Annotated in this window: 13 protein-coding genes; 8 read left to right on the top strand and 5 right to left on the bottom strand. The window is 74.0% G+C overall.

Annotated elements, in window-relative coordinates:
* Positions 1–82 precede the first annotated feature (82 nt).
* A complete protein-coding gene (locus ACFCV8_RS12995; protein WP_376685372.1) occupies positions 83–1,327 on the bottom strand; it encodes a cytochrome P450 in 1,245 nt (414 codons plus the stop codon).
* A gap of 252 nt (positions 1,328–1,579) precedes the next feature.
* Here ACFCV8_RS12995 and ACFCV8_RS12990 point away from each other — a divergent pair, with 252 nt between their 5' ends.
* Positions 1,580–2,461: a hypothetical protein gene (locus ACFCV8_RS12990; protein WP_376685371.1), complete on the top strand. Its 882-nt coding sequence runs from the start codon at positions 1,580–1,582 to the stop codon at positions 2,459–2,461.
* 32 nt (positions 2,462–2,493) lie between these two features.
* Here ACFCV8_RS12990 and ACFCV8_RS12985 read toward each other — a convergent pair whose 3' ends face one another.
* Both ACFCV8_RS12985 and ACFCV8_RS12980 read right to left on the bottom strand, forming a co-directional pair.
* Entirely contained in the window at positions 2,494–3,051 is a 558-nt protein-coding gene (locus tag ACFCV8_RS12985) for a hypothetical protein (RefSeq protein ID WP_376685370.1), read from the bottom strand.
* Between the two features lie 122 nt (positions 3,052–3,173).
* Positions 3,174–3,887, bottom strand: a complete 714-nt coding sequence (locus tag ACFCV8_RS12980; RefSeq protein WP_376685369.1) for a TetR/AcrR family transcriptional regulator — start codon at positions 3,885–3,887, stop codon at positions 3,174–3,176.
* A gap of 119 nt (positions 3,888–4,006) precedes the next feature.
* Here ACFCV8_RS12980 and ACFCV8_RS12975 point away from each other — a divergent pair, with 119 nt between their 5' ends.
* Positions 4,007–5,260: a saccharopine dehydrogenase family protein gene (locus ACFCV8_RS12975; protein WP_376685368.1), complete on the top strand. Its 1,254-nt coding sequence runs from the start codon at positions 4,007–4,009 to the stop codon at positions 5,258–5,260.
* On the opposite strand, the gene ACFCV8_RS12970 is transcribed toward ACFCV8_RS12975, so the two are convergent.
* Positions 5,254–6,753, bottom strand: coding sequence for a hypothetical protein (locus ACFCV8_RS12970; protein ID WP_376685367.1), 1,500 nt, complete (start codon positions 6,751–6,753; stop codon positions 5,254–5,256). The genes ACFCV8_RS12975 and ACFCV8_RS12970 overlap by 7 nt on opposite strands.
* A gap of 249 nt (positions 6,754–7,002) precedes the next feature.
* Between ACFCV8_RS12970 and ACFCV8_RS12965 the strand changes: the two genes are divergently transcribed.
* The gene (locus tag ACFCV8_RS12965) at positions 7,003–8,067 is read left to right on the top strand and encodes a 2,3-butanediol dehydrogenase (RefSeq protein ID WP_376685366.1); all 1,065 of its coding nucleotides are present in this window, start codon (positions 7,003–7,005) and stop codon (positions 8,065–8,067) included.
* A 47-nt stretch (positions 8,068–8,114) separates the two neighbouring features.
* Here ACFCV8_RS12965 and ACFCV8_RS12960 read toward each other — a convergent pair whose 3' ends face one another.
* Complete coding sequence (locus tag ACFCV8_RS12960; RefSeq protein WP_376685365.1) at positions 8,115–9,410, bottom strand: serine hydrolase domain-containing protein; 1,296 nt, start codon at positions 9,408–9,410, stop codon at positions 8,115–8,117.
* A 282-nt stretch (positions 9,411–9,692) separates the two neighbouring features.
* Here ACFCV8_RS12960 and ACFCV8_RS12955 point away from each other — a divergent pair, with 282 nt between their 5' ends.
* The 5 genes from ACFCV8_RS12955 to ACFCV8_RS12935 all read left to right on the top strand — a co-directional run bounded on the left by ACFCV8_RS12955 (position 9,693) and on the right by ACFCV8_RS12935 (position 22,362).
* A complete protein-coding gene (locus ACFCV8_RS12955; RefSeq protein WP_376685364.1) occupies positions 9,693–10,562 on the top strand; it encodes a DUF4132 domain-containing protein in 870 nt (289 codons plus the stop codon).
* Positions 10,559–15,472 (top strand): DNA-binding protein, encoded by a 4,914-nt coding sequence (locus ACFCV8_RS12950; protein WP_376685363.1) that lies wholly within the window; start codon positions 10,559–10,561, stop codon positions 15,470–15,472. The genes ACFCV8_RS12955 and ACFCV8_RS12950 overlap by 4 nt, the downstream gene beginning before the upstream one ends.
* Before the next feature lie 151 nt (positions 15,473–15,623).
* Entirely contained in the window at positions 15,624–16,778 is a 1,155-nt protein-coding gene (locus ACFCV8_RS12945; RefSeq protein ID WP_376685362.1) for an AAA family ATPase, read from the top strand.
* Positions 16,775–20,533, top strand: coding sequence for a DUF5682 family protein (locus ACFCV8_RS12940; protein ID WP_376685361.1), 3,759 nt, complete (start codon positions 16,775–16,777; stop codon positions 20,531–20,533). Before ACFCV8_RS12945 ends, ACFCV8_RS12940 begins: the two co-directional genes overlap by 4 nt.
* Positions 20,530–22,362: a hypothetical protein gene (locus ACFCV8_RS12935; protein WP_376685360.1), complete on the top strand. Its 1,833-nt coding sequence runs from the start codon at positions 20,530–20,532 to the stop codon at positions 22,360–22,362. The genes ACFCV8_RS12940 and ACFCV8_RS12935 overlap by 4 nt, the downstream gene beginning before the upstream one ends.
* Positions 22,363–22,646: the final 284 nt, after the last annotated feature.

The raw sequence follows: 22,646 nt of genomic DNA, 5'->3' as shown, positions 1-22,646 counted from the left end.
ACACGGGCCGGGCGCCCGTCGGTCCCGCCGGCCACCGGCGGCCGGTCCCCTTCCCCCGGCGCACTTCGGCCGCCTCGCACCGTCAGGCCGCCCCGGTGTCCCCTTCCCCGCGGGCGGGCTCCAGCACCACGTCCAGGCGCCTGGTGGTGTGGGAGATGAAACTGGGCACCGGGGTGCGGTCCTCGCCGTCGGCGAGGCGGATGCCCGGGTAACGGCCGAAGAGCCGGGCGAGGGCGATCTCCCCCTCGGCGCGCGCCAGCGGAGCCCCCAGGCACAGATGGACGCCGTGCCCGAAGGCGAGGTGGTCCTTCGTCAGCCGCAGCAGGAGGAACCGGTCGGCGTCCGGCCCGTGCTCACCGGGATGACGGCCGGCCGCTCCGTAGCAGGCCAGGATCGGTTCGCCCCGGGCGATGACGGAGCCGTCGGGGAGGGTGATGTCCTCCACGGGGTAGCGCAGCGGCAGGTTCGCGATGGGCGCGTCGCGGCGCAGGGTCTCCTCGACGACATCGCCCCAGGTGGCACGCCGCGCGCGGACATGGCCGAGTTCCCCGGGGTGGGTGAGGAGGTTGCGGACGGCGTTGGTGAGGAGCCCGACCGTGGTCTCGAAGCCGGCGGTGATCACCAGCAGGAGCGTATCGATGAGCTCCTGCTCGTTCAGCGTCCCGTTCTCGTCGTCGCGGGCGTACACCAGCGCGGTGGTCAGGTCCTCGCCCGGGTTCTCGCGCTTGTACGCCACCAGATCGCGCAGGATCCCGTACAACTCCTCCTGGCAGGCCACCTGCTCCTGCCGGCCGTACGCGGTGGAGAAGATCACGTCGGCGAGCTGCCGGACCCGGTCGTGGTCCTGCCCGGGCATTCCCATGAGGCGGCAGATGAACAGGATGGGCAGGCGCCGGGTGTAGGCGGCGACCAGTTCCACGGGCTCACCCGGGGCATGTGCGGCGTCGAGGGCGTCGAGCAGCCGGTCCGCCGTCTCCTCGATGACGGGGACCATCTCGCGGGTGCGCCGGGCGGTGAACGCCGTCCGGACGAGCCCGCGCAGCCGGTGGTGGTCCCGCCCGTACGCGGTGAACATGTTCCGGACGCTGACCCACAGGGCCAGCGGCCAGGTGCCCTGCGCGTCCTCGAAGCCGGGCCAGTGCGCCCGCGCGTCCTTCGAGATCCGGGGGTCGGTCAGCAACTGCCGCAGCCACCCGGGATCGGTGACGGCCCATGCCTCGACGCCGAGCACGTCGACCCGGCTGACCGGGCCCCGGGCCCTGAGCGCACGGTCCTCACCGCTGCGGTCGAGACCACGGGGGTCCAGTGCGTAGACGCTGCTGTCCATGAGGACCTCTCTTCGTACGTGCCCGGGCGGGCGGACGGCACCGGTGGGCGCCGCAGGGATGGTGCCCACCGGGCCCGGGCGGGACACGGGCACCGCCCCGGCCCACCCGGACGGGGGCCGCCCGGCTCCCCGTGTTTACGTCAACGAGCCTTAATCCAGGGTGTGTTGACGGTCATTGCCTACCGCTGCTGTAATCCACTCGCCTGTGAAAACAGTGTTCTGCACAGCAGAACAGAAGGAGGGCGGGACCGGATGAAGCTGGGCAGGATCTCGGCGGTCGCGGCAGTCGCGGCCGCGACACTCATCGGGAGCGCCGCGTCTCCCGCCATGGCCGCGGCGGCCTGGACACGGACCGCGGACTACGAACGGTGGACCGGGTTCAACGCACTGGAACGCGGCCAGGGCGTCGCCACGGACGGGACGTACTTCTACTACGCCGGACCCGGCGGAATGGTGAAGGCCACCGCCGCGAACGACTCCGAGGCCGCGTCGTCGATAGCCCCCATCCCCTGGGAACTGAGCGGAACGTACGGCAGCGACCACATAGGCGACGTGGAGTACTACGGCGGCTACGTGATCGCACCGCTCGAGGACGGCGGCAAGAACTACCAGCACCCGCTGCTCGCGCTGTACGACGCGAGCGACCTGAGCTACACCGGCCGCTATCTGCAGCTGCCCCTCGCGCAGATGCCGGGCGGCGTGCCCTGGGTCGCGGTCGACGCCGCGGCCGGACTCGTCTACACCTCGCCCTGGGACCACGACGCCGCACGGGGTACGGACAAGCTCGTCGCCTACCGCCTCGACGACCTGCTGAACCTGCCGTCCGGCTCGACGCTCCCCGTGGCCCGGACCGTGACACTGTCGCAGCCCCTGAGCCGGATCCAGGGCGCCGCGATGTGGCAGGGCAGGCTCTACGCCTCCGTGGACGACAAGGCGAAGTCCGTCTACTCGGTCGACCCCGCCTCCGGCCAGGTCGCCTACGAATTCCACCAGGACGTGGAACCCGGGGACGAGGTCCAGGGAATCGCCGCCTGGGACTTCGGCCCCTCGGGCGGTCAGCTGCACATCGTCAACGTGGGATCGGGCTGGAAGTCGATCTTCCTCTACCTGCAGCACTACACCCGGGCCGGCTGAACCGGCCCCGCCCCGGGCCCCCGCGGCAGCGCTCAGCCCGGCCCGGGAGCGAGCGGGGGAAGGCCGTGCGCGGCGAGGGCGCGGCCGGCGAAGTCCGGGTCGGCGAGGGGGACATGCCGGTCGGCGAGGAGGGCGAACAACTCCGCGAGCCCGCGTGGGCCGCCGCCCCGGAGCCGGTGGCCGGAAGCGAGGCCGAGCACACCGACGAGCGGCCCGCGGCCGGTGGCCGGCGTCGAGGCCAGGCGCAGCCGCAGGGTGAGGCGGGCCGCGCCCGAATCGGGGTCCTCGTCGAGGTCCATGTCCAGGCCGGTGACATCCTCCCAGCGGTAGCGGCGGCGCAGCAGGGCCCGGGACAGGACGAGCCCCTCGCCGTCGGCGCGTACCCAGAAGCCGGCGGGCACGGACACGGCCACGGCCAGGGCCACCGCGGCGGCGACCGCCAGGCAGCCGCCGACGCCCAGCCGGTCCGCCGTACCGCCCGTGCCGAGGACGGCAGCCGTCACGAGACCCAGGAGGCAGCCGGGCCCCACGCCCGAGAAACGCCACAGGAAACCCAGCCGTACGCGCCGGAACCGGTTCGTCATGTCCATGGGCCCCATCCTGAAGCCCCGGTGTCACCGTTTCGCCCCGGTCCGGCCTCACCTCGGCCGCGACCGGACCGGCCGCCCCGGGGGGAATGCCCGCCCGGCCCGCTCCGTCCGTCCCGCCGGGGTCACCCGCCCGGCCGGGCGGCGGCCAGCTCCGCGGCGATCTCGTTCAGCAGCGTGTCCAGGAGCACCGGATAGGCACTGTGCGGCATCCGGGCCACCAGCAAGGGGGCCGTCGCCGCGATGTTCGGATGGGACTCGGCGGGCAGCCGGGCGTAGATCGAACCCCACATGTCCTCATCGGCCCCGCGGGCCTCCTCCGACAGCGCCAGCGCCCCCGCGTCGAGCGCGGCGAAGGCCAGCGACAGGTCGATGAACGCGTGGTAGAAGCGGACCGCCGCGGCATCGGGCAGGCCCGTCCCGCGCAGAATGCCGAGGATCGCCTCGTCCACCGCGATCTCCCGGGGCCGCCCGCTGACACGGCTGGCCGTGAGCACGGCGGCCTGGGGGTGGGCAAGATACGAGGAGTGCACGGCAAGCCCGAGGGACCGCAGATCGGTACGCCAGTCACCGACGGCCGCCCACCCGTCCATCGCCCGCCCCATCAGCTCGTTGCCGATGGCCCGCGCGATGTCGTCCATTCCCGCGAAGTACCGGTACAGGGTGCTGGGATCCGCCCCCAGCGCGGCCCCCAGCCGGCGGGCCGTCAGCCCCGTACTGCCGTGCTCCCGCAGCACCCGCAGGGCGGTCCGCACGATCAGCGCCTCCGAGAGCACCGAACCCTGCCGCGTCGGCCTGCGCCTGCGACGCGCCTCCTCGGGCACCACCTTCTTGGGCACTGCCTCACCCCTCCGCACCGCCGCCGACCCTTATGCCAACGCGGTTGACCTTACAGCAGGGGGTGCTGTTGCATCAGGGCCACTTCCCCAGGCACCCACCCCCGAGAAAGGCCCCCGACATGCGCGTACTCCTCGTCGGCGCAGGCGGCGTCGGCACCGCCGCGACCCGGATCGCAGCCCGCAGGGACTTCCTGACCCACATGGTCGTCGCCGACTACGACCTCTCCCGCGCACAGGCCGCACTCGACGCACTGCCCGAACACGACAGCCGCTTCAGCGCCCTGCGCCTGGACGCCTCCGACGAGAAGGCCGTACGCCGGGCACTCACCGAGCACCACTGCGACATCCTGCTCAACGCCACCGACCCCCGGTTCGTGATGCCCCTGTTCAACGCGGCACTCGCCACCCGAACGCACTACATGGACATGGCGATGTCACTGTCCGCCCCGCACCCCTCCCGGCCCTACGAACAGTGCGGCACCAAACTCGGCGACGAACAGTTCGCACTGGCCGGCGCATGGGAGGAAGCGGAACGCCTCGCCCTGGTCGGCATGGGCGTCGAACCCGGACTGTCCGACGTCTTCGCCCGGTACGCCGCGGACGAACTCTTCGACGAGATCGAGGAGATCGGCATCCGCGACGGCGCCAACCTGACCGTCGAGGGCCACGCCTTCGCCCCGTCGTTCAACATCTGGACCACCATCGAGGAATGCCTCAACCCGCCGGTGGTGTACGACAAGGAACGCGGCTGGTACACCACCCCGCCCTTCAGCGAACCCGAAGTCTTCGACTTCCCCGAAGGCATCGGCCCGGTGGAATGCGTCAACGTCGAACACGAAGAAGTGCTGCTCGTGCCCCGCTGGATCGACACCCGGCGCGTCACCTTCAAGTACGGCCTCGGCGACGACTTCATCGAGAAGCTCAAGACCCTCCACGAACTCGGCCTGGACTCCACCGCCAGGATCACCGTGCCCGGCGACGACGGCCCCGTACGCGTCTCCCCGCGCGACGTCGTCGCCGCCTGCCTCCCCGACCCCGCCGCACTCGGCGACCGGATGACCGGCAAGACCTGCGCCGGAACCTGGATCAGGGGCACCAGGAACGGCGAACCCCGCGAGGTGTACCTCTACCACGTCGTCGACAACCAGTGGTCCATGCGGGAGTACGGCTCACAGGCCGTCGTCTGGCAGACGGCCATCAACCCCGTCATCGCCCTCGAACTGCTGGCCACCGGCGCATGGACGGGCAAGGGCGTCCTCGGCCCCGAAGCCCTGCCCGCCCAGCCCTACCTCGACCTGCTCACCGCGTACGGCTCCCCCTGGGGCATCCGCGAACAGACCCGGGAACAGGACCGCACCCCGGCCGGTCAGTGAACGCAGACATGAGGCGCGGCGGCCCCCGCGACCGGGGGCTCGCTCGCCGCGGCCGCCCGCGCCACGTCCTCCAGCAGACGCAACCGCTGCGCACCATCCACGTACCGGCCGTCGACCAGCACGGAATGGATCCGCCGCGTATGACGGATGTCGACACGCGGATCCGCGTCCAGCACCACCAGATCGGCACGGTCCTCCGGCAGGCCGAGCATCCGGGCGGGCGCGACCGTCGCGGCATGAAGAACATCCCGGGCCGGCAGCCCCGCCTCGGCGAGCAACTCCAGCTCATGGTGGAGAGAGAAGCCCTGAACCGCGTAACCGGTCCCCGTGTCCGTGCCCGCCAGCAACTCCACACCGGCCCGGTGGAGTTCCCCGACGAGCCGCAGCCGGTGTTCGTAGATCCGCTCGATACGCGACACGTCCCGCGCGGTGCGCCACCCGGTCAGCGCGGACCAGATCCCGGGCCAGACACCGGTCATCCAGCCGGGCAGATACGCGAACTCCGGTGATTCGGCGGGAAGCCGGCCGGTGCGTTCCAGCGAATCGTGGACGGTGAGGGTCGGGACGACCCGGGTGCCATTGGCGGCGAGCCGGTCGAACAGGGCACGGGTACGGCCGACGTCGTACGTCCGCACCGCCTCCCACTCCACCGCGTGCACCTGCCGGAACCAGCTCGCGTAACGCTCGAAGCTCGTGCCGAGGGAGGAGTCGATACGCACCTTCGCCATGGCCCGCCCGACCTCGTCCGCCCGGGACGAGGTGGCCAGGAGGAGGGCGTGGAGGTGCTCGATGGACTGCTGCCCGGCATCGCTCGCACGGGCGGGGGAGAGGGTGTCGGGGCAGTGCCCCGCGAAACGCAGCCCCTGACGGCGGGACTCGTCGGCAACCGCCTCGTACGCCTCGGGCGTCAGCCGTGAGTACACCTTGACGAAGTCGCAGCCCTCCGCCTTCGACTCGCGCACCGCCTGCCGCGCGGCCGGGGCATCGGCGGCCTCGATGGCACGCTCACCGATGTCATCGGCCCACAACGAGGGCCGCCCGTCGATGATCGGGCCGGCGATCACCCAGCGCGGTCCCAGGAGCGTGCCCGCACGGACCTTCTCCCGCCACTCGTGGTGGAGCGGACCGCCCCACATCTCACGGACCGCGGTCACACCGTTGAGGGGGAAGAGGGGCGGCAGCACGGACTCGGGCCCGTCATTGTGGACATGGGAGTCCACCAGACCGCCCATGACCACGAACTTGCCGGTCAGGTCATACGTCACCGCCCCGTCGGGAACCACCACCTCGGCCGAACGCCCCACCTGGACAACACGGCCGTCACGCACGAGAACGGTACGGCCGGGACCCGCACCGAGAACCGTGGCACGGGTGAACGCGAGGACACGGCCCGCAGCCGTACGGGAAACAGCGGCCGCTGCCGGCGCGGCGGGCAGAAGGGCGCCGCCGGTGAGGGCGGCCGAACCGGCGAGAACTTCACGTCGAGTGGACATGACACCACCCTGGCCCGGCCCGGGGCACCGGTCACTGGCCCCAGGCAGTGGGCGCGAGGTGTCCGCAACACCACCACGGGGGAGGGGCACCACCCCGCGGCGGCCCCGCACCGGACCCGACGAGCGCCCGGCCACACAGAAACGTAACGTGGCTATTGGTGTGAATATGTCGCACAAGAGGTGCACCTCGCCCCACCGGCAGGAACCCGACACGGGGGTGAGCGGACCACAGCCGAAGGAGCCGGCCCAGTGAAGGCTGCACGCTACTACGACCGCGGTGACATCCGGATCGAAGACATTCCGGAACCCACCGTGCAACCGGGCACCGTAGGCATCGACGTCGCATACTGCGGAATCTGCGGCACCGACCTGCACGAATACCTCGACGGACCGATCTTCGTCCCACCCGCGGGCCACCCGCACCCGGTCTCGGGCGAATCCGCACCCGTCACACTCGGCCACGAAATGTCCGGCACCGTGTACGCGGTCGGCGAAGGCGTCGACGACCTGAAACCGGGCGACCGCGTCGTCGTCGAGCCCTACATCCTGCGCCCCGACGTCGACACCAGCGAGAACAACCCGACCTACCACCTCTCGCCCGACATGAACTTCATCGGGCTCGGCGGCCGCGGCGGCGGACTCGCGGAGAAGATCGTCGTCGAACGCCGATGGGTCCACCCCGTCGGGGACGTCCCGCTCGACCAGGCAGCGCTCATCGAACCGCTCTCGGTCGCCTACCATGCCTTCCAGCGCTCGGGCGCGAAGGAAGGCGACTTCGCCCTCGTCGGCGGCGCCGGCCCGATCGGGCTGCTCACCTGCGCGGTGCTCAAGGCGATGGGCATCACGGTCGCGGTCACCGAACTCAGCTCGCTGCGCCGGAAGAAGGCCCTGGACGCCAAGGTCGCCGACCACGTCATCGACCCCGCCGACACCGACGTCGCCGAGGAGGTCCGCCGCCTCACCGGCGGCAAAGGCGCGGACGTCGCCTTCGAAGCCACATCCGTCAACGCGGTCCTCGACACACTGATGGACGCCGTCAGGCCCGGCGGCGCCATCACCGTCATCTCGATCTGGGGCAGGCCCGCATCGCTCGACATGCAGAAACTCGTCCTCAAGGAGATCGACCTGCGCGGCACCATCGCCTACGTCAACTCCCACCCGCAGACCATCGAACTCGTCCGGGAGGGCCGCATCGACCTGGCCCCGTTCATCACCCGGACCATCGGCCTGGACGACCTGGTCACCCAGGGCTTCGAAACCCTGATCCACCACAACGAAACAGCCGTCAAGATCCTGGTGGACCCCCGCGCCTGACACCCGTTCCGGCCCGGCGGTCCACAGGGTCCGCCGGGCCGGCCGGCTCAGCGCAGGACCGCCGCCCAGGACCCGGGGGAGAGATCGGCGCCGGGGAGCACCGCGGGGGCGGGCGCGGCCGACAGCGCCGGGGACGGGGCGGTGGCGTACGCCGGGCACAGCGCGCCGACGACGTAGCGGTTGAGGGCGTCGTCGATCGGGCTCGGCTCGAAGCTCGTGCCGTCCGCGTCGAGCCGTTCGTACTTCATCAGGTTCCAGCCCGCGGACACCTGGCGGCTGCCGTCCGGACTGGACAGCGAGATGGTTCCGGCGCCGAACACCGCGCCGTCGTGGCCCCAGAAGCGGCCGCAGCCGGGGATGTCGACGGCGTACAGGCCGAGGCCGTAGTCGATGCCGCCCATCGGCACCGTGCGCTGCATCTCCCCGAGCGCCGCCGGGCCGATCAGCCGGCCGGTCAGCAGGGCGCGGTAGAAGCGGTTCAGGTCGTCGGTGGTGGAGACGACCGCGCCCGCCGTGGAGGCCCAGGACATGTCGTAGACGCTGTAGTCGCGGGGCGGGTCGATCAGGCCGTAGAAGTTCTCGTACATCCGGGCGTGCGGGCCGCGGATGTAGGGACTGCCCGGGTAGGAGGTGTGGTGCAGTCCGGCGCGGTCGATGACGTTCCGGGTGATGTACGTCTCCGGGTCCTGGCCGGTGACTTCGGCCAGGAGCAGTCCGGCGATGACGTAGTTGGTGTTGGAGTAGTGGGCGGGCTGGGCCCCCGGCGTTCCGGTGGCCGGGGCCGCGAGCCCCAGACGGACCAGTTCCCGCGGGCTGATGGAGCGGAAGCGCTCCTCGTCGAGGCTGGCCGTCGAGCCCTGCGCCAGGGACGGGAAGGCGTCGACGAGGTAGTCGCCGATGCCGCTGGTGTGGTTCAGCAGCATCCGGACGGTGATCCGGCGGCCGCGCTCACCGGGAACCAGGTCCGGCAGGTAGTCTCCGACGGGGGCGTCCAGGCGGATGCGGCCGCGTTCGACCTGCTGGAGTACGGCGACCGCGGCGAAGGTCTTGCTGATGCTGCCCACCCGGTGCCGCATCCCCGGCTTCACCGGGCGGCCCGTGGCCATGTCGGCGACCCCCGAGGCACCGGCCCAACTCCGGTCGCCGTCACGGACGGTGGAGTAGACGCCGTACATGCCCGCCTCATGGACGGCACGCAGGGAACTGCCGAGCGCCGCCGGGTCCAAGGCCGCCCCGGACGGGGACGACGGCACGGACGCGGCGACCGCACCCGGGGCCCCGGCCGAGGCCACGGGGACGGCGGCGGCCAGTAACAGGGTGGTGGCGATGACGGTCCCGGTCATCCGGAGGATACGCAACAGGAGTCCCTTCCCTCGTGTTCGAACATCTCCGGGTCATCCTGATCGATCATGTCCGGTGACGGCATCGTTCCTGGGAACGAGCCGTCACCGGACACCCCTGCCCTGCCGCCGGGCCGGCCGCCCCGCGAAGGTCCGGGGCCCTGCTCCCAGACCGCGTTGTCAGCGGCCCTCGTTAGTCTCCCCCTCATATCGCAGTTCAGGGACTTCGTGGTCCCTGGTTCCGGCTGCGCTGGTATCCGACGGACAGATGGAGGGGCACGGCTGATGGCGTGGCTGGCAGCGGGTGAGGGGTACGAGATCACCCTCGAGGACGGGCGTGTGGTCGCACGGCGCGCCGGGGGACGGCAGCTGAAGACACTGCCGAAGGCATTGCGCGACAGTCCCGAGGCCGACCGGCTCAGGCAGCTGGCCGAGTGGCTGGACCGGCACGCCGCCTCGTGCGTGGCCCAGGTGGACGCCTGGATGGTGTCGTCGCTCCCGGTCCCGACCGAACTGATCGTACGGGTGTGGCCGGACGAGGCATGGCAGGCGGCGCTGCGCGACATGGCCGTCGTGGGCGACGACCCGGACGAGACCGGCTTCCTGCGGGACGTCACCGGCGACGGGGAACTCAAGGTGGTCGACCTCGACGGCGAGACCGTGCGGCTGTCACCGCGCACGGTGACGCTTCCCCACCCCGTTCTCCTGCCGGACCTCGACGACGTGCGGGACTTCGCGGCCGACCTCGGCATCACCCAGAAGGTGGAGCAGATCCACCGGGCGACCTGGACCAGACCGGACGGACCGGACGGACCGGATGCCGGGCGCCCGGAGACGGAGGTACGGGACTACGCGGGCGGGAAGTTCGCCTCGCGGTTCGGCCTCGCGGCCCGCGCCACGAGCCTCGGCTACCGGGTGTCCGGCGGCTACGCCACCTGCAAGGTGCGCGACGGGGGCAGCAGCACGGAGGCGTCGGTGTGGATCGGCGAGCCGTACTGGGACGGGGAGTCGGAGACCGGCGCACTGAGCTGGCACGACGAGGACGGCCGCGCGGTGCGGCTGACCGAGGTCGGACCGGTGGCCTGGTCCGAGGGAATGCGCATGGCCGCTGCGCTGTACGCCGGCCGCACGATCGAAAAGGGTGGGGAAGCGTGACCGGGACGGTTGGAAACGACAACGGGGAACTGCTCGCGGCGGGCGCGGTGCTCCCGGCCGACGCGCGGGACGCGGGCCCTTCGGCGGTCGAGCTGACCGCACGGGCCTACCACCACACGGTGCTCGGCGAGGACCGGGTCGTCGTACGGCTGGCCGCGGCCGAACTGGGCTCCGCCGAGGACCTCGCCGCGAGCTTCCTGGGACTCGAACCGCACGGCGAGCCGGCCGTGGTCGGCCTCGGCCGGCGCCGGGAACTCGGCTTTCCCGAATGGGTGCTGGTGCACCACCCCGAGGACGGGCACCACGCCCTGGCGGTCGTACCGGAGCTGGACCGGCTGGCCCGGCAGGCCAGGACCAAGCCCAAGGCCGCCCTGGACGCCTGCCACGAACTGGCCGGGCGGCTCGCCCAGTCCGTCCCGCACTTCCTTCCCCTCTTCTACGAGCAGGCCGCGCGGGTCTTCCTCGGCGTCGAGAACAGCACGTACGCCGGCCAGCTGTTCGGCCGCGCCCGCGCGAGCGAGGCACAGCACGGACTGACGGTCGACGAGAACCGGCTCGACGCCGTGTTCCTGGAGTTCGCCCTGGCCGGCGCGCTGCCGGTGAAGGTACTGACCGGCTACGGCAAGGACCTCTCGGCCCGGCTCGCACCCGCCGAGGCGTACGAGCGGTTCCGGCGGCTGTGCGTGCGCCGCACCGCCGGCGGCCTCGCACCGTCCGCCCAGGCCGCGACCGAACTCAAGCGCCTCGCCCGCGCCGCGGCCCTCTCCGGCAACGAGGCGGAGCAGGACTACCTCGCCGAGCTCCTCCCGCTGCCGGCCACCCTGCGGGCCGCCGCCGGCTGGTGGAAATCGCACCGCGGCGCACTGGTCGCGCTCGCCCGGCGCGTCCCGTCCGTACGGGGCACCCTGCTGTCGATGGACCCGCCCGGGGACAACGGGGAGACGGCCGAACTGTGGCTGGGGATCCTGGCGGACTCGGGAGCCGACGCCGGCCTCGCCGACGCCGGCCTGCCGCAGGAGGAGCAGTGCTCCGACGGCGCGGCGGGCTGGCTGGAGCGCTTTTACAACGCCCGGCACCGCGGCTGGGGTCCGCGCCCGACACCGCCCGCCCTGCTCGAACTGACCGGGCGGGCGGCCGGCCGGATACGCGCCGATCTGGCGGCCCGGCCCGAGGACGGACGGTTCCTGCGCATCGGCACCGAGGACGCGAACCTGCTGGACCTCCTGCTCCAGCTGGACATCGCGGTCGCCGACCCCGAGACGAAGCCCACCCGCCACCGGCGCGACAACGCCCTGAACCTGTCGGACTGGGCGGACAGCGAACAGCCGCGGGACCTGGTCGCGCTCGCGGCCGACCCGCGCTTCCGGCCCGCCTTCGGCCGTGGCGCGGACAACTACAACAACGCGTCCTCCGGCGCGGACGTGATGCGGAAGCTGGCCGCCTCGCCCGGCGGCCGCCCGATGCTCACCGAATGGATGCGCGAGGTGGCCGCCTCGTCGGTGACCACCGGGCTGCCCGGACTGCCGAAGACGATCGAGCGGCTCTCGTGGCTGCCCTCCGAGGCCCTCGCGCTCGCGCCGCAGGAGGTCGCGGCCGCGGCCGGGGCCGACCTCGGCGAGGCCGTGGCACGCACGCTCCAGGGCGGCCTGTGGGAGGAACTGCGCTGGCCGGCGTGGGAGGAGGCGCTGGCGGAACTGGCGCCCGGACCCCACACCACCGAGGGCCTGACGGTCTGCGAGGCCTGGCCGTACCTGATCGTGGCCAACGCCACCCAGGCACGTGTCATCGACGCCGACTCCACCGTTCTCGTACACGATCTGCGGGTGCCCACCACGTCCGTGTGGCAGAGGGGCTTCCACTACGTGGACGGCGCACTGCTGGTGTTCTGGAGCACGTACGGCCGCGGCGAGCCGCAGGGCTACTGGCACACCGCACCCGACACGGTGTTCGCCCTCGCGGGCACCGACTCCTGGGCCATGCGCTCGGACCACCTCAGCCTGCAACTGCCCGGCGGCGGCCGCGCCACCGGCGGCGGGGTCCTCCACCGCGGCGACACGAAACTGCCCGCGGAGCACGCCCTGCTGTCCGACGGCACGTCGTACTGGGTGTGGCAGGCCAACGACGGGGAGGACAAGGGCGGCTGGCTCGAGTACGACCCCGTGAGCGGCGCCCACGGCCGGCGCTCGCAGCCCGGATTCCTCGCCGACGCACTGCTGCCGCACGCCCCCGGCGCCGAGCTGGCAGCGGCCTCGTGCCGGCTGCGGCCCGCCCCGGCGGTCGCGGACCCGGCCCCGGGGACGTCCGCGGACGGGCTCATCGGCTGGCGCGTCGTGCGGCTGCCCGACGGCAGCCACCACGGCGAGGACACCACCGGACGGTCCGTCACCCTCCCCAAGGGCGCGGGCAGGCCGGTCGCCGCCCTGACGTTCCCCGGCGACGACCGGCCGCGGGCACTGACGCAGCAGTGGCGCGAACTGTCGCTCAGCGACCCGCAGGGCCTGGTCACGGCGACCGCCGAATGCGACCACCGCAACGAGCTGTACGGGACCGCGGCCCGGGCCCTGCCGCCGCTGCCGTACCTGCACATGCTGCGCCCGCGTGATCCGCAGGGATCGGCCGCGCTGCGGCACACCGACGCGGAGACGGCCGGGGCCCTGCTCAAGGCGGCCGCGCTCGCGGAGCGGGCGGCGGACCTGCCCGCACTGGTGAGCACCGCGCTCCCGCAGCTCTCGGCACCCGAGCTGATCGCCGGCGTGGTGAAGGTGCTGCGCTTCGCGGTACGGCAGCAGAAGACACTGGACGCCGTCGCCGCACGGCTCGACCCCGCCACCGGGCCCGCCGAGACCCGGACCCAGGGACCGAGCGACCACACGCTCGCCAAGGCACTCCACGGCATCGTCAGCACCGGCTACCACCGCTACGGCGCGGACACCGACGTGACCCACCGCTACCTGGAGACCCTGGCGTCCGTACGCGCCGACACCGCCGCCACGGCACCGCCGGGCCGACTGCACCTCGACCTGCCGCCGCTGCCGTACTCGGGACTGCCGTTCGTTTCGCTCCTGGACGAGCCGGCCGCGATCGCCTACCGGGCCGTCGCACCCGGCAGCGACCCGGAACACCGCACAGCCCTCCTCGAAGTCCTCGGCCGGGTGGACGCGCTGGGCCTGGCCTCGACGGCGGCCTCGGCCGGCCACTGGCGCCAGGTCCTGGTCCGCCTGACAACACCCCACCTGCACACACCGGACGGCCAGCGGCGCAGCCTCGCGCACCGCAGCGTGCTGCCCCTGGGCGGCGGAGCCGCGCTCGGCTTCACCGAGCACAACTCCGAAGCCGACGGCGGGTGGGAGTTCGGCGCCCTGCTCCACGACCCGAGCGGACGTTTCGAGGTCCCCGGCCCCTACACCCTGAGCAGCGACACACCGGTGGGCGACCGGGTGCGCGGCGCCGACTGGCTGACCGGCTTCCTCACAGAGGCACGGACCCGTGCGGCAGCACCCTTCCTGCCGGACGCCGCCGACGAGTTCAGCGACCTCACCGGCGTGTCCCGGGCACTGGCCCGGATCGTTCTCGCGGGCATGCCCGACATCGACAGCTGGGAGAGCAACTTCCTGCCGGCCGAACTGCGCAGGACACTCGGCCTGAAGGTCGCCGAGGCGGGACACGCCCGCGACGAACTGCGCGCACTCCCGCTCGGGACACGCCGGGCGGTGCTCGCGGCGCTCCTGCCCGACGACCCGGCACGACTGTGGAACCAGGGCCCGGACATCACATCGGCGGCCGCCGTGTGGAACGAGAAGGTGGGACGGCGCCGGCAGGTGCCCGACTGGCTGGCGACGGAGGCCGCACGCGCCGCGCGCAGCGGCTGGCCCGTGCACCGGGCACTCCCGGCACTGCTGGAACCGGCCTCGTCGCCGGAGCTCGCCACCGACGTGCCGTGGCACATCGAGGGCGACCGCCCGGCGACGGCATCCCCCGCCGACGCACCGTTCACCTCGGCGGTACTGACCGGCTCGATGAGCCTGACGGCCTGGCTGGCCCACCGGCTGCCCGCCGGGGACCCGGTACGCGCGGCACTGCCGAGCGCACTGACCGCCGTGCGGCAACGCCTCGCCGCACCCGGACTGCTGCTCTCCGCCGGGTACTGCACCAGCCTCGCGGACTTCCGGAAGGTGGCCGGCGCCCCGACGGAGACGGCCCCGGACCACGAACGGTACGGCGCGGTCCTCATGGCCACGCAGGACGGCCAGCCCCAGCCCGCCGTACGGCCCGCCCTGCTCGACTCCACCGGCTCCGACCCGTACCTGGCCGCACTGCGCGGCGCCGACCAGCAGCCGACCGCGGTCGAGACGGCCCTGCGACGGGCCCACGACCCGGCGTTCGCACGGCTGCTGGCCGACCCCGGCGCACCCGCGGCCGGCACGGCGGACGACGAGGGCCAGTGGTGGCCGCAGGACCCGTCCCGGTCGGTGCCCGGGCACGTGGCCGAGGTCGCCGAGGCGCGCGCCCTGACCGCCGACGCGGCGACGCTGTACCTGATGCTGCTGGCCATGCCCGACCCGACGGACCGCAACACCGCACGATGGACAGGCTGGAAGCCGGCCCGTCTCAAGGCGGCGCGGGCCGAACTCGCCGCGACCGACCTGGTGGTGTCGGCCGTACGGGCCCGGGCGGGACGCTCACTGTTCCTGCCGGGCGCCTGGTCGGAGCAGCCGACCCCCCTCCTGCCCGTCGAGCAGTGGAAGCTGCCGATGTACGGGGTGGCCACCGGCGGCCGCCCGGCGCTGGGCGCCCTGGTGCCGGTCGAACCGGCCGCGGAGCTCTTCGCCCGGGCCTGGCAGCGGATCCTCGAGGGCGACCTTCCGCGCTTCGAGGAGCTGAAGGTGCGGCGCACGAGGCGCCGCCGCTGAGACACCTCCGCCGCGGCACCGCCGAACGGCACCCGGGCCGCCGCTCACCGGCCGCCCCCTGTCAGCACGGCGCGGCGCGCCCGCCCACCGGGCACGCCGCGCCGTCCCCACCCCCGTACACACCTGCCGAACCATGACGAAGGAACCCCGCATGACCGCCACCGAACAGACCGCACCCGACCGGCAGGGCCGGCCGGCCGAGGAGCGCCACGCCGCCGAACTCGCCTTCCTCGCCGCCCAGGACCCCGGCCCGCGCCCGCCCGGCTGGGCGCTCACCCCCCGCGCGGTGGTCACGTTCGTCTGCGGCAGCGACGGCGCGGAACTGGCTCTGCCCCGGCGCAGCGCCGGCCTGCCGCCGAAGCTGGTGATCACCCAGAAGTTCGTCGGCGAGCGCTCCCTGGTCGAACGCTGCGTGGTCACCCTCGCCGGAGAACGCGGACTGCTCCTCACCGGCGAGCCCGGTACGGCCAAGTCGATGCTGTCGGAGCTCCTCGCGGCCGCCGTCAGCGCGACCAGCGCCCTGACCGTGCAGGGCACGGCGGGCACCACCGAGGATGCGTTCCGCTACGGCTGGAACTACGCCCTGCTGCTCGCCCAGGGCCCCACCCCGCAAGCCCTGGTGGACTCCCCGGTCCTCGCCGCCATGCGGGCCGGACGGGTGGTGCGGGTCGAGGAGATCACCCGCTGCCTGCCCGAGGTCCAGGACGCCCTCGTCTCCATCCTGTCCGACCGGCGGATCAGCGTCCCCGAGCTGACCGCCACCGAGGACGCGGTCGTCCGCGCCGCCCCCGGCTTCACCGTCATCGCCACCGCCAACCTGCGCGACCGGGGCGTCTCGGAGATGTCGGCCGCGCTGAAACGCCGCTTCAACTTCGAGACCGTCGACCCGATCGCCGACGCCGACGCCGAAGCGGTCCTGATCCGCCGCCAGGCCGTCGCCGCCGTACAGCGGGCGGGCGCGGCCTTCGCCGTCGACGAAGCCGTCCTCGACGCCCTCGTCACGGTCTTCCGCGACCTGCGCTCCGGACGCTCCACCGAGGGCTGGGACGTGGAGCGGCCCGGCACGGTCATGTCCACCGCCGAAGCCGTCCAGGTCGCGGCATCGCTCGGCGTCGCGGCCGCCTACCTGCCCGGCGGCGACGTACTCGACCTGCTGCCCGGGCACCTGCTCGGCGTGGTCCGCAAGGACGACCCCGCCGACCACGCACGGCTGCTGGGCTACTGGGACGGCCCGGTGCGCCGCCGCGCGGAGAACGGCTCGGCGATGTGGCGCCGGCTCTGGGACCTGCGCGGGAGCCTGCGTTGACGGCCCTCGACCCACGCACGGCCGTGGACGCACTGGCCGCCTCGCGCGCCCCGTACCTGCTGGGAGTACGCCACCACAGCCCGGCGCTGGCCGCGGTGGTACCCGCCCTGCTGGAAGAGGCACGGGCCGAGGTGGTCTGCGTCGAACTGCCGGCCGACTTCCAGCCCTGGCTGGAACACCTGGCGGACCCCGAGACCGTCGCCCCGGTCGCCCTGGCCGGGGCGGGCAGGGAAGGACAGCTCTCGTTCTACCCGTTCGCCGACTTCTCACCGGAACTCGCCGCCATCCGCTGGGCCGCGGGCCGCGGGGTGGAGGTCGTGTGCTGCGACCTCCCCCTCGGCGACCCGGGCTGGTCGGCGGGGACACCCGGGCCGGTACGCGAACCGGACGCGAGCGGGGCCGCACCCCCCTCGGGCGCCACGGACACCGCAGGCCCACTTGACACCGGCCCCGACACCGGCCCCGACACCGGCCCCGCTTCCGGCGACGGGACGGCACGGACACGGCCCTCGTACACCGAGGCACTCGCCGCCGCCGGGACCGGCCGGGACGGCGACGACCTGTGGGACCGCGCGGTGGAGGTGCTGGCCCCGGGGTGCGCCCCGGACACGGTGCGCCGCGCCGCACTGGGCGTGGGCTGGGCCCTGCGCGCCGACGCCGTCGTACCCGCCACCGACCTGGCGCGCGAGGAACGGATGCGGCAGACGATCGCCGCCGCCTCGGCGAACGGGCGCCGGGCAGCAGCCGTGATCGGCGCCTTCCACGCACCCGCGCTCCTCGCGCCCGCACCGGCCGGGGCCGGGACGGCGGACGGCTCCCGCACCACCGGGCGGACGGACGCCCCGCCGGAGACCGGACCACCCGGCACGGAGCCCCGCACACGCGAGTCCGGCACCGACGCGGCAGGGGCACGGCCGGCCGGCCGCACCCGGAACGACGGCGCCGCGGCGGCCGAGGGCCCGGCGGTGACCTCCCTCGTGCCGTACTCCTTCGACCTGCTCGACTCCCGGTCCGGCTACCCGGCCGGAATCCGCGACCCACTGTGGCAGCAGGCGGTCCTCACCACCGCCGGCGACCCGGAGAAGATCCGGGAAGCGGCCGCCGACGCGGTGACCGGCCTGTGCCGCGAGATGCGCCGGAGCGGCCACACCGCAGGCACCGGCGAGGCCGCCGAAACACTGCGCCTGGCCTGCGACCTGGCCACCCTGCGCGGACTGCCCGCACCCGGACGCGGCGAACTCCTGGAAGCCGTCACCACCGTCCTCGGACAGGGCGAACCCCTCGGCCGGGGCCGGGCCCTGGCCCGCGCGCTCCAGACCGTGTTCGTCGGCACCGCCCGCGGCCGGATCACCCCGCACGCGCCCCGATCCGGTCTCGGCCCCTCGGTCGAGGCCGAACTCGCGGAACTGCGACTGCCCCGGCCGGACGACCCCGACCGCCGCGACCTGCGCCTGGACCCGCTCCGCTCGCCACTGGACGGCCGCCGGGAAGTACTGCTCCAGCGACTGCTGGTGATCGGCGCCTCGTACGGCGAACCCCTGGACGTGGCGAACACGGGCGACGCCACCGCACTCGGCACCAAGTGGCGCCTGACATGGACACCATCCGTACCCGCACGCCTCGACCTGGCGGGCGCGCGCGGAGTGACCGCGGCCCAGGCCGCCGCCGGCACGCTCGCCGCGACCGCGCACCACGAGACCGCCGAGGGCGGCCCCACCCCGGCCCAGATCCTCACCGGACTGACCGCCGCCGCCCGCTGCGACCTGCCCGAACTGGTCGACACCCGCCTGCGCGAGGCATCCGCCGTACTGCCCCACAGCGCCGACCTGCCCGAACTCCTCCAGGCCCTGGACCTGCTGGAGGGACTGCGACGCGGCCACTACCCCGGCACACCGCATAACACCCGTGCAGCAGCCGGCACGCTCACGGAGGAACTCCTCGAAGCCGCCGTCCGGTCCCTGCCCGGCCTCGCCGGAAGCGACAACGACGCCGACGCCGGGGCGCTGGTGGCACTGGCGGACCGGACGGCCGCCCGCCACCTGGGCCTGCGACTGGACCGGGCACTCACCGAACTGGCGGCCCGGGGCTCCCCGCTCATCCAGGGCGCGGCCCTGGCCGTACGCGTACTGCTCGACCTGGACGACGCGGCCGCACTGGGCGAGCGCACGGCCGGCTGGATCGACGGAGCCACCACCCCCGACACCCGCCGGGCACTGACGAAACGCCTCGCCGGACTGCTCACCGCCGCCGGACCGCTGCTCCAGACCTCACCGGACGCGCTCGCCGCACTCATGGACCGGATCGACACACTGACCGACCAGGACTTCCTCGACCGGCTCCCGGCCCTGCGCGGCGGCTTCGACACACTGGCCCCGGCCGCCCGCGACCGGCTGCTCACCACCGTGACGGAACGGCTCGGCGACCGGCTCGACCTGGCACTGGACGCCCCGCCCGCCCTGCTCGCCCTGTGGGCGACGGCCGACGCGGCCGGAACGGCGGCACTGAAAGCCCTGGGCCTGCCCGGCACGGACACCGGCACAGGAACGGCCCCGCACCCGGACCACCGCCCCCACCCCGCACCCCCACCCGCCGCGGACGACGAAGCGGACACCGCCGCGGACGACACGGGCCGACGGCTCGGCCGCGCCGACCGCTGGCGGCTGCTGCTCGGCCGCCACAAGGAACAGCTCACCGCCGACGCACGCCGCTACGCCCACGCCCTGGACGAGCTCTACGGCCACGGCCGCGGCGAAGGCGCCCAGGACCTGAACAGCGGCACACCGGGCCAGGGCGGCGGCCAGGACCCCTCCTTCCCCACCGCCCGGGAATGGGCACAGGAACTGGAGGCCCTCTTCGGCACCGACGTACGCGAAGAGGTCCTCGCGGAGGCCGCCGGCACCGGCCGCACCGACGTACTCGCCCAGCTCGATCCGGCCTCGGTACGCCCGTCGGTGGAACTGCTCGGCTCGGTGCTGTCCCTGGCCGGAGGCATGCCCGAGACCCAACTCGCCCGGCTGCGCCCCCTGGTGAAGCGGCTCGTCGACGAGCTGTCCCGGCAACTGGCCACCCGCCTGCGCCCGGCACTCACCGGCCTGGCCACCCCGCGCCCGACCCGACGGCCCGGCGGGCGCCTCGACCTCGCCCGTACCCTGCGGGCCAACCTCGCCCACACCCGGCGGACGAAGGACGGCCGGCTCGTCGTCGTACCGGAGCGCCCGCTGTTCAGCACACGGGCGAGCAAGGAAGCGGACTGGCGCCTGGTCCTCGTCGTCGACGTCTCCGGCTCGATGGAGGCATCGGTCATCTGGTCGGCGCTGACCGCCGCGGTCCTCGGCGGGGTCCCGACCCTGTCCACGCACTTCCTGGCCTTCTCCACACAGGTGATCGACCTGACCGACCGGGTCGAGGACCCGCTGTCGCTGCTGCTGGAGGTCCGGGTCGGCGGCGGCACGCACATCGCGGCCGGTCTCGCACACGCGCGTTCACTGATCACCGTGCCCAGCCGCACACTCGTCGTCGTGGTCAGCGACTTCGAGGAGGGCGCACCGATCGGCGGGCTGCTCGGCGAGGTGCGCGCCCTGGCGTCCTGCGGCGCCCACCTGCTGGGCTGCGCGGCGCTCGACGACACCGGCACACCGCGCTACTCGGTGCCCGTGGCGCGCCAACTCGTCGCGGCCGGCATGCCGGTGGCCGCCCTCAGCCCGCTCGAACTCGCCCGCTGGGTGGGCGACCGCCTCCGTGGAGAACCCCGTTGAGTACCGAACCCCTGCCCCCCGTCGCCCCCGACGTCCTCGCCGACGCCGTCGAGCAGCTCAGCACACGGCTGCGCAAGAAACTCGACGCGGCGATCTCGGGCTGCGCGGACCGGGCCACCGCCACGGCCGACGGGGCGGTCGAGGTCCACTTCGGCGAGGACACCACCGTCACACTGCGCCCGGGCCCCTCCGGCACGGTCACGAACGCGGAACAGGCCGTGTGCACCTGCCTGTTGGCCCCCCGCTGCCTGCACCGCGCCGCAGCCCTGGGCGCGGCACCCATCGCCGACGGGGAGGACGGCGCGGGCGGCACGGCGCCCGGCAACGCGGGGCCCGGGAAGACCGCCCCCACCGCATCCACCGCCCCCGACGCCGCGGCCCCTCCGGCCGCACCGGCCGCTCCCGGCCCGGAGCAGATCCGCGCCGCCACGGCGCTGTGGGACGCCGCCGCCGAGGCCCTGTCCGCCGGCGTCACGGCGGGCGGCGCCGTGGTGCAGGCCGAACTGCTCCGCGCCGCCCACACCGCACGGCTGGCCGGACTGCCGCAGGCCGAAGCGGCCGCGCTGAGAGTCGTACGCGGCCTGCGGGCCGCACGGGAACGGAACGCGGGACAGCGCCTCGCCGACCTCGCCGGAGCCTTCCGCGAACTGCTGGCGGGCACCGCCCTGCTCGCCTCCGGGGCCGCCGGCACGAAGGCGGCAAGCTCCGCGCGCCGGGCCTACGAACAGGGCGGCAGCCTGCAGGTGTACGGCCTGTGCCGGGAACCGGTGCTGTCCGCGACCGGATACGGCGGAGTGGCCACGCACCTGGTCGGCCCGGACGGCACCGGCTACACGGTGTCCGACGTGCGCCCCGGCGGCCTCGCCCGTGCGAAGGGCGCGGGGTCCGCCTCCGTGGCGCTCGGCGGCGCCGTCCTCGACCACGCCGGGCTGGCCCGCGGGGGCCTGCGGATCGTCGGCGCGACCGTCTCCGCGGACGGAAGGCTCGGGGCGGGGCGAGGGGTCAGGGCGACACCACTGCGCGGGGTGGACTGGTCCGAGGAACCCGCCGCCGCCCTCTTCGCCCGGCCGGTGCGGGAGGCGATCGCCGCCGTGCTCGCCGACGCCGCGCCGGAAGCGGGCGGGCCCGGCGGAACAGCGCCCGGTCTGCTGGGGTGCGACGTCGAGGTGACCGGTGCGGCCGACGGCTTCGTCGTCGTCCGCGTCGCCGGTGGGGGACCGCTGCTGCGGCTTCGCCCCGCACACCCCCACCCGGAGCTGCCGCACGCCGCCAACCTGCGGCGGATCGCCGAACACCCGGGGCTCGCCCTGCGCGTGCTCGGCCGCCCCGACCTGGACCGGGCGGCAACCCTCCTGCCACTGGCGGTCGGGCCGGTGCCGGGGGCGCTTGCCACGCTGCGTCTGCCGGACGCGTGGAAGAGCCGTGCCGACCTGGGCTACGACCGGCTCCAGGGCGAACACTTCCCCCGCCGGACAGCGGCATCCGCGGCCCGCGAACCGGTCACCGCGGGCCCCGACCCGCTGGCACAGGCACCGCTGTGGCGGGTCCGGCGCCTGCTGGAGACGGGCGTCGCGGGCGGCCGCCGTGCCGTGGCCGAGGCGGGCCGCGGCACGGACGCGGCCTCGCTCTCCGCCCGCCTGACCCGGGCCGGACTCGGCGCGGCGGCCCACCTCGCACAGGCCCTGACAACGGAGGCGGGCCGCCGCCCCCGCGACCCCTTCGGCCGCCTGACCGACCCCAGCGCCGACGCCTACGCGAGGGCCTGGCTCGCCTCGGCCGTACACCTGGCGGCCGCGGAACGCTCACTGGTGGCCGCATCCTGGTCGTGACCCGTGACCCGTGACCCGTGACCCGCCGGGCCGCCCACGGGCCACCGGTCCGGCATCCTGCCGCCCGGCCGGCAGTCCCGGCACGCCTCCGCGGACGCCCGCACCGCGGTCCGGTGGGATTCCGCGCCGGTGACGGGCGGGCCGACTCGTTTTCTTGCCCAAAGCCTCGCCCCCACGAGTGGTTTCGCCCGGTGACGGAGCCGATCCCGTGGCGTCCTTCTCCCGTTCCCGGTGAGGGTGGCGCTGCGGGGCGTGCGAGGTGCCGCCCCGCGTTCCGGCGGAGG

The sequence above is a fragment of the Streptomyces sp. NPDC056347 genome (assembly GCF_042262625.1).
Classification (GTDB): domain Bacteria; phylum Actinomycetota; class Actinomycetes; order Streptomycetales; family Streptomycetaceae; genus Streptomyces.
This window is presented reverse-complemented; position numbering and strand designations above follow the sequence as displayed.